This is a genomic window from Kitasatospora sp. NPDC057512, from assembly GCF_042802135.1.
Taxonomy (GTDB): Bacteria; Actinomycetota; Actinomycetes; order Streptomycetales; family Streptomycetaceae; genus Kitasatospora.
The window spans coordinates 1-6,385 of the sequence record NZ_JBHVET010000517.1; the positions used below are offsets into that span (position 1 = coordinate 1).

At 74.9% G+C, this 6,385-nt stretch carries 8 protein-coding genes; all 8 read right to left on the reverse strand.

The features are described from left to right. A partial coding sequence (locus ACFU6K_RS27930; RefSeq protein WP_380667541.1) for a DUF2516 family protein occupies nucleotides 1–343 on the reverse strand: 343 nt, incomplete at its 3' end. A gap of 138 nt (nucleotides 344–481) precedes the next feature. Further along, a complete protein-coding gene (locus ACFU6K_RS27935; protein WP_380667543.1) occupies nucleotides 482–1,033 on the reverse strand; it encodes a hypothetical protein in 552 nt (183 codons plus the stop codon). A gap of 2 nt (nucleotides 1,034–1,035) precedes the next feature. After that, on the reverse strand, nucleotides 1,036–1,443 hold the full coding sequence (locus ACFU6K_RS27940) for a helix-turn-helix domain-containing protein (RefSeq protein ID WP_380667545.1): 408 nt from the start codon (nucleotides 1,441–1,443) through the stop codon (nucleotides 1,036–1,038). A 105-nt stretch (nucleotides 1,444–1,548) separates the two neighbouring features. Then, entirely contained in the window at nucleotides 1,549–2,352 is an 804-nt protein-coding gene (locus tag ACFU6K_RS27945) for an alpha/beta fold hydrolase (protein ID WP_380667547.1), read from the reverse strand. A 78-nt stretch (nucleotides 2,353–2,430) separates the two neighbouring features. Continuing rightward, nucleotides 2,431–3,528, reverse strand: a complete 1,098-nt coding sequence (locus ACFU6K_RS27950) for a MerR family transcriptional regulator (RefSeq protein WP_380667549.1) — start codon at nucleotides 3,526–3,528, stop codon at nucleotides 2,431–2,433. Nucleotides 3,529–3,562: 34 nt separating this feature from the next. Further along, nucleotides 3,563–4,504: an RNA polymerase sigma-70 factor gene (locus tag ACFU6K_RS27955; RefSeq protein ID WP_380667551.1), complete on the reverse strand. Its 942-nt coding sequence runs from the start codon at nucleotides 4,502–4,504 to the stop codon at nucleotides 3,563–3,565. A gap of 33 nt (nucleotides 4,505–4,537) precedes the next feature. Next, nucleotides 4,538–4,738, reverse strand: a complete 201-nt coding sequence (locus ACFU6K_RS27960; RefSeq protein ID WP_380667553.1) for a hypothetical protein — start codon at nucleotides 4,736–4,738, stop codon at nucleotides 4,538–4,540. Between the two features lie 25 nt (nucleotides 4,739–4,763). Further along, nucleotides 4,764–6,385 (reverse strand): DEAD/DEAH box helicase (locus ACFU6K_RS27965; RefSeq protein WP_380667555.1); only part of this gene is annotated, 1,622 nt, incomplete at its 5' end.

Below are 6,385 nucleotides of genomic sequence, written 5' to 3' on the forward strand. Positions count from 1 at the left end.
CGTACGGCCCGGTGTTGCTCCGACCGCCCCGGCCGCCGCTGCCGCCGGTCAGCGCCCGGATCGCCGGGCGGACGTCCACCACGTAGACGATCGAGGCGACCAGGCCGGCCAGGGTGCCGATGCCGGTGAAGAAGTTCACCCCGAACAGGAAGTCCCAGCCGAAGGAGATCGCCAGGATCGCCACCCAGAAGCCCTTGGTCTTCTTGTCGGCCGCCCGGTAGGCGTCCTCCCGGCGGGTGACCGCGTCGGCCAGGGCGAACAGCTTGTAGGCGAGGATGGCGATGGTCGCCCACCAGATCGGGTTCAGGTAGGAAAAGGCCAGAATCTGCAACACTCCGACCATTTCGATCTCCTCTGCTCTCGACTCCGGCGCTGCGACCGCTGCCCATCCTGGCACGACGACCGTCCGCGACGGGCTCAACGTCCCGTGGTCACCGGATGTGCCCCACGGGGTACGGGGGCGTGTCGGGCACGCCCCGGGTCACTCCGCGGCGTCGGCGGCGCCCTTGCGGGCCCGCGCGGACTTCTTCGGGGCGGGCTCGGCGTCGACCTCCGCGACCTCCGCGACCTCCGCGACCTCCGCGACCTCCGCGGTTTCCGCGACCTCCGCGATCTCCGTGATCTCCGCGACCGGCTCGGCCTCGTCCGGCGTGCCCGGGCGGGCCTTGTCCACCACGACCTTGCCGCGCTCGGCCAACTCGTCGTACGTCTCCTTGGCCTTCACCGCCAGCTCGACCGCGCGGGCCACCTGCTGCAGGGCGAAGCCCTGGGCCCGCTCCTGCAGCGCCTTGAGGTCGGTCGGCAGGGTGGTGACGGTCTCGGCGACCTTGACCTGCGCCCCGGTCAGCAGCGACTGCGCCTCCTGGATCCTGGCGGTCGCCTTCTCCTGCGCACCCTTGCGGTCCGCCGCCAGCGCCTCGACCCGGCCCGGCACCTCGCGCAGCTTCTCGTACGCGAGGTCCCCGGCACCGGCCAGGGCGTACAGCGGGGTCGGGTCGCCGAGGGTCTTCTTGATCTCGTCGGTGATGGGCATGGTTACCGGTCCTCCCGGTGGGTGTTCTGGGTGGCTGGGCCGTCGGTCGTCGGCGTGGAGGCCGACGACGCGTTCTCCTTGAGGAAGGCGTCGTAGACCGCGAGCAGCGCCTGCTTCTGCTGCTCGTTGATCAGCGGATCGGCCAGGATCGAGGCCCGCAGCTCCAGGCCCTCGCCCCGCCGCTCCTCCAGGATCCCGGCCTGGACGTACAGCGTCTCCGCCGAGATCCGCAGCGCCTTGGCGATCTGCTGGAGGATCTCCGCGCTCGGCTTGCGCAGCCCGCGCTCGATCTGGCTGAGGTACGGGTTGGACACGCCGGCGGCCTCCGCCAGCTGCCGCAGCGAGTACTGGGCGTTGCGGCGCTGCTCGCGGATGTACTCGCCCAGCGAGCCGACGTTCAGTGAGGCCATGCGGACAGCCTGCAACACCCTGCTTGCAAATGCAAGCAGGGTGCTAGCGGCAGCAAACGGTCCCGACCGGGAGGCCGGCCGGGTGAGCGGGCCGGGGCCGGGGAGTCAGGCCAGGTGGGCGAGGAGGAGCCCGGTGAGCCGTTCGGGGGTGCGCAGCGGGAGGTAGTGGTCGGCGTCCGGGACGAGGTGGCCGCGGGCGCCGGGGATGTCGGCGGCGAGCCGCCGGGCGATCGCCGCGATCTCCGGGTGGTCACGGTCGCCGTGGACCACCAGGGTGGGCGCGGTGACGGTGCCGAGGAGCGGTTCGGCCGCCCGGACCGGCGCGCCCGCGAGGTGGTGCTCGCTGACGATGCGGCGGGCCGCGTTCTCCTCCACCATCGTCGTGATCAGCTCGCCGCCCGGCGCGCCGCGGCCCATGGCGGCCCAGACGGAGAGCTCCAGCTCGGCCAGCGCCGCCGCGTCGCCCCGGCGCCGGGCCTCGGCGTAGGCGGTGGTCTCCGGGGACGGCGGCCAGTCGTGGCCGCTGACCGAAGCGCCGACCAGGCCGAGCGCGGCGACCCGCTCGGGGTGGGCGAGGGCGAAGTCCAGCGCGGTCTCCCCGCCCATGCTCAGGCCGACCAGCGCGGCGCGGCGCAGACCGAAGTGGTCCAGGACGGCGAGCAGGTCCGCGACGTCGTCGAAGGCCTGCTCCGGCGCGTCGGACCGGCCGAGGCCGCGGGCGTCGTAGCGGATCACGTCGTGGTGCCGGGACAGCGCCGGGGCGACGGCGTCCCACAGCCGGGAGTCCATGCCGGAGCCGTGCAGCAGGACCACCGGGCTGCCGGTGCCGCGACGCTCCGCCCACAGCCGGCCGCCGCCGGGAGCCGGGACGTGGACTTCGGAGGCGCGGGGATCGGTGTGCGGGCTCATGCGGTGATCCTTCCAGAGCCCCCGCAGGCCCGGCCGGTCAGGTCGGTCGGGCCAGTCGGGCCAGTCAGGTTAGGGCGGTCAGGCGGACTCGGGCAGCCGGACGGGCATCAGGACCGAGAAGGTGCCCGCCCGCCCGGGGGTGCGGACGGCCAACGGGGCGATCGGGCCGCCGAGTTCGAGGAGCAGCTGTTCGGGCCGCCCGGCGTCGAGGGCGTCGAGCAGGAAGTCCCGGTTGACGGCCAGTCGGTAGCCCTCGGGGGCCGGGTCGTCCGCGACCGTCAGGCTTCCGTCCCCGGCCAGGGTCAGGACGGTGACCTCGCAGTCGGCGCCGTCCGGACCGGAGGGCAGGGTGCGGGTGGCGCCGGTCTCGACGGCGGCGCGCAGTTCGGCGGCGGACAGGGTGATCCGGTGCTCCGGTTCGAGCCGGGTGACGGCCCGGTGGTCGGGGTAGTCGACGTCCAACGCGACGCCCTCGATGCGGTGCTCCCCGGCCTCGGCCCGGACCAGTCCGTCCCCGAGGGTGAGCGCCACCTCGGCCGCGCCCGCGCCGAGCAGCGCCCGCAGCGCGTCCACCAGCGCGGTCGGGACGACCGTGCCGGCCACCGGCCGTTCGGGCGTGTCGCCGGTGGCGGGCACCTCGGCGAGGGCCATCCGGTAGCGGTCGGTGGCGACCAGGCGCAGCACCGGTCCGTCCGGTTCGAAGAGCACGCCGGCGAGCGAGGGCAGCTCCGGACGCCCGCAGACCGCGAAGCGGACCGCGTCCAGGGCCGCCGCGAGCTCCTCGGCCGGGACGGTGAGCCGGAGTCCGGCGGGGGTGGTGGTCATCGGCTGCTCCCTCTGGTCGATCATCGCGTGGATCAGGGAGAGCTCGCGGCGGGCGTCGGCGAGGCCGTCCTCCAGCCGGCTCAGGTGCGCGTCGAGCACCCGCGTGGCCTCGCCGCTGCCGGGCGCGGCGCCGAGCACGGCGCGGATGCCGGCCAGTGGCAGGCCGACCCGGCGCAGCCGGGCCAGCAGCCGGGCGTCGGCGAGCTGGCCGGGCCGGTACCAGCGGTAGCCGGTCTGCGGGTCGACCCAGGCCGGGGTGAGCACCTCGGCGCCGTCGTAGTAGCGCAGGGTGCCGACGCCCAGGCCGCTGGCGCGGGCCAGTTCGCCGATGCTGTGCAGCTCGCTCTCCATGCCGGTGACTCTGCGGGCTCGACCTGGTCGAGGGTCAAGCCGGGCCGGTCAGGTGGGCCAGCTTGCGCGGGTTGCGGACCGCGCGGATCTCGGAGATCCGCACGGCGCCGTCGGGCTGCTCGGCGAACTCGAACACCGTGACGGAGTCGACCGCGCCGTCCAAGGTGACCACCACGCCGGGCACGCCGTTGACCAGCACCGGACGGACGCCGGCCCCCTCGCCCAGCCTGCGGAGCACCCCGAGGACGAAGCGGGCGACGTTGTCGGCGCCGGTGACCGGCCGCAGCGCGGCGCTGATCACCCCACCGCCGTCCGTCCAGCTGGTGACGTCGGGGGCGAGCAGTTCCAGCATCCGGTTGAGGTCGCCGCCGACGCAGGCCGCCAGGAACTCGTCGGTGGCGCGGCGGCGCAGCTCGGGCGGGGCGTCGTAGCGCGGCCGGCGGGCGCGCACGTGCGCCCGGGCCCGGCTGCCGACCTGGCGGCAGGCGGCCTCGGTGCGGTCCAGGGCCTCGGCGATCTCCTGGTAGGAGAAGCCGAAGGCCTCCTTGAGCACGAACACCGCCCGCTCCAGCGGGGACAGGCTCTCCAGCACCACCAGCAGGGCGACCGAGACGGTCTCGGCCCGCTCGACGCCGTCGGTCGCGTCCGGCTCGGCGACCAGCGGCTCGGGCAGCCAGGGGCCGACGTAGGACTCGCGGCGGACGGCGGCCGAGTCAAGCTTGTTGAGGGCGAGGTTGGTGACCGTACGGGCCAGGAAGCCGCCGGGACTGGCGACCGGTCCGGTGACGCCGCTCCAGCGCAGCCAGGTGTCCTGGACCAGGTCCTCGGCGTCGGCGACGCTGCCGAGCATCCGGTAGGCGATGCCGAAGACCGTCCGCCGGTGCCGCTCGAAGTCGGCCAGCCGGGGGTCGGTCGGCCCGGTCGCGCCGGCCTGCTCGGCTTCACCGGCCGGCCCGGTCTCGTGGGTGTCGGTCACCCGCGCGACGCTACCGCACGGCGGCCGTCGTGCTCAGCTCCGGAAGGCCTCGTAGGCGGGGGCCAGCACGACGGCGAGGTCGCGGCCGTACGCGGTGACGCCGGAGCGGCCGAGGCGGCGCAGCGAGGGCTCGTCCGGGCCGTCGTCCTCCTCCGCCGGGGCGGGGCTCAGGGTGAAGTCGCCGCGCCAGTAGGCGGCGACGTTGACCACGGGCGGTCTCGGTTCGTCGGTCACGCGTCCTCCTCGGTGCCGGACCCGGTCACACGTCCTCCTCGGCCACGGCGTCCTCCCGGGTGAGGGCGACCAGTTCGCGCAGTGCGTCGACCGGCAGGTCGGTGAGCCAGCGCTCCCCCTCCCCCACCACCGCCTCGGCCAACGAGCGTTTGGCGGTGAGGAGTTCGTCGATCCGCTCCTCGACGGTGCCGACGCAGACCAGTCGGCGGACCTGGACGTCCCGGCGCTGGCCGATCCGGAAGGCGCGGTCGGTGGCCTGCTCCTCGACCGCCGGGTTCCACCAGCGGTCCAGGTGGATCACCTGGTTGGCGGCGGTCAGGTTGAGGCCGGTGCCGCCGGCCCGCAGCGAGAGCAGGAACACCCGTGGCCCGTCCGGGGATTGGAAGCGGTCGACCAGCTCCTCGCGGCGCGCCCGGGCCAGGCCGCCGTGCAGGTAGAGCACCTCCTCGCCGAGCCGGCGCTCCAGGTACGGGCGGAGCATCGCGCCGAACTCGGCGTACTGGGTGAAGACCAGTGTGCGGTCCCCCTCGGCCAGCGCCTCCTCCAGCAGTTCGGCCAGCCGGGCGACCTTGCCCGAGCGCCCGCCCACCGCCGAACCGTCGTGCAGCAGTTGGGCCGGGTGGTTGCAGACCTGCTTGAGCTTGCCGATCGAGGCCAGCACCGTGCCGCGCCGCTCCACGCCCCGGATGCCCTCGACCCGCCGCAGCAGGTCGGCGACCACGGCCTGGTAGAGGCCGGCCTGCTCGGCGGTGAGGTTGCACCAGACGGTCATCTCCTGCTTGGCGGGCAGCTCGGCCGCCACCGCCGGGTCGGACTTGACCCGGCGCAGCACGAACGGGGCGGTGCGGCGCAGGAGTTCGGCGGTGCGCTCGGGGTTGCGGTGCAGCTCGACCGGGATCGCGTAGCGCTCCTTGAAGCGCTCGGCCGGGCCGAGCAGGCCGGGGTTGGCGAAGTCCAGGACGGCGTGCAGTTCGGCGAGCCGGTTCTCCACCGGGGTGCCGGTGAGGGCGATCCGGTGCCGGGTGACGGGCAGCGCCCGGATCGCCCGGGACTGCGCGGTGCCGGTGTTCTTGATGTGCTGGGCCTCGTCGGCGACCACCCGGCGCCAGCGGATCGCGCGCAGGGCGGCGAGGTCGCGCTGGACCAGCCCGTAGGTGGTGATGACCAGGTCCACGCCCCGTACGGCCGCGGCGAGTTGCTCCGCGCCGAGGCGACCGGACCCGTGGTGGACGTACCGCCGCAGGCCGGGGGCGAAGCGCTCGGCCTCGCGCTGCCAGTTGCCGACCAGGGACATCGGGCAGACCAGGAGGGTCGGGCCGACGGCGCCCCCGGGCCGTTCGGAGGCCTTCCCGGAGGCCCGCTCGGGAACCTCCTCGGAGGCCTTCTCGGCAGCCAGCAGGGCGAGGGTCTGGACGGTCTTGCCGAGGCCCATGTCGTCCGCCAGCACGGCGCCGAGGCCGAGCCCGGACATGGTCCGCAGCCAGGCCAGCCCGCGCTCCTGGTAGGGGCGCAGCACGGCCCGGAAGTCCGGCGGCAGCTCCGGTGCCACGGCGGCGCGGGGCCCCCCCGCGCGGCGGGGGCCGAGCGGGGCCTGCCCGCGCCCCGAGGTTGACCGCAGCCCGGGCCCCCGCGCCGGCCGGGGGAGGG

Excerpts from the sequence above, each read along its gene's own strand:
- ACFU6K_RS27935 (WP_380667543.1), bottom strand. The coding sequence starts at position 1,033 with ATGCCCATCACCGACGAGATCAAGAAGACCCTCGGCGACCCGACCCCG.
- ACFU6K_RS27940 (WP_380667545.1), bottom strand. The coding sequence starts at position 1,443 with ATGGCCTCACTGAACGTCGGCTCGCTGGGCGAGTACATCCGCGAGCAG.
- ACFU6K_RS27945 (WP_380667547.1), bottom strand. The coding sequence starts at position 2,352 with ATGAGCCCGCACACCGATCCCCGCGCCTCCGAAGTCCACGTCCCGGCT.
- ACFU6K_RS27950 (WP_380667549.1), bottom strand. The coding sequence starts at position 3,528 with ATGGAGAGCGAGCTGCACAGCATCGGCGAACTGGCCCGCGCCAGCGGC.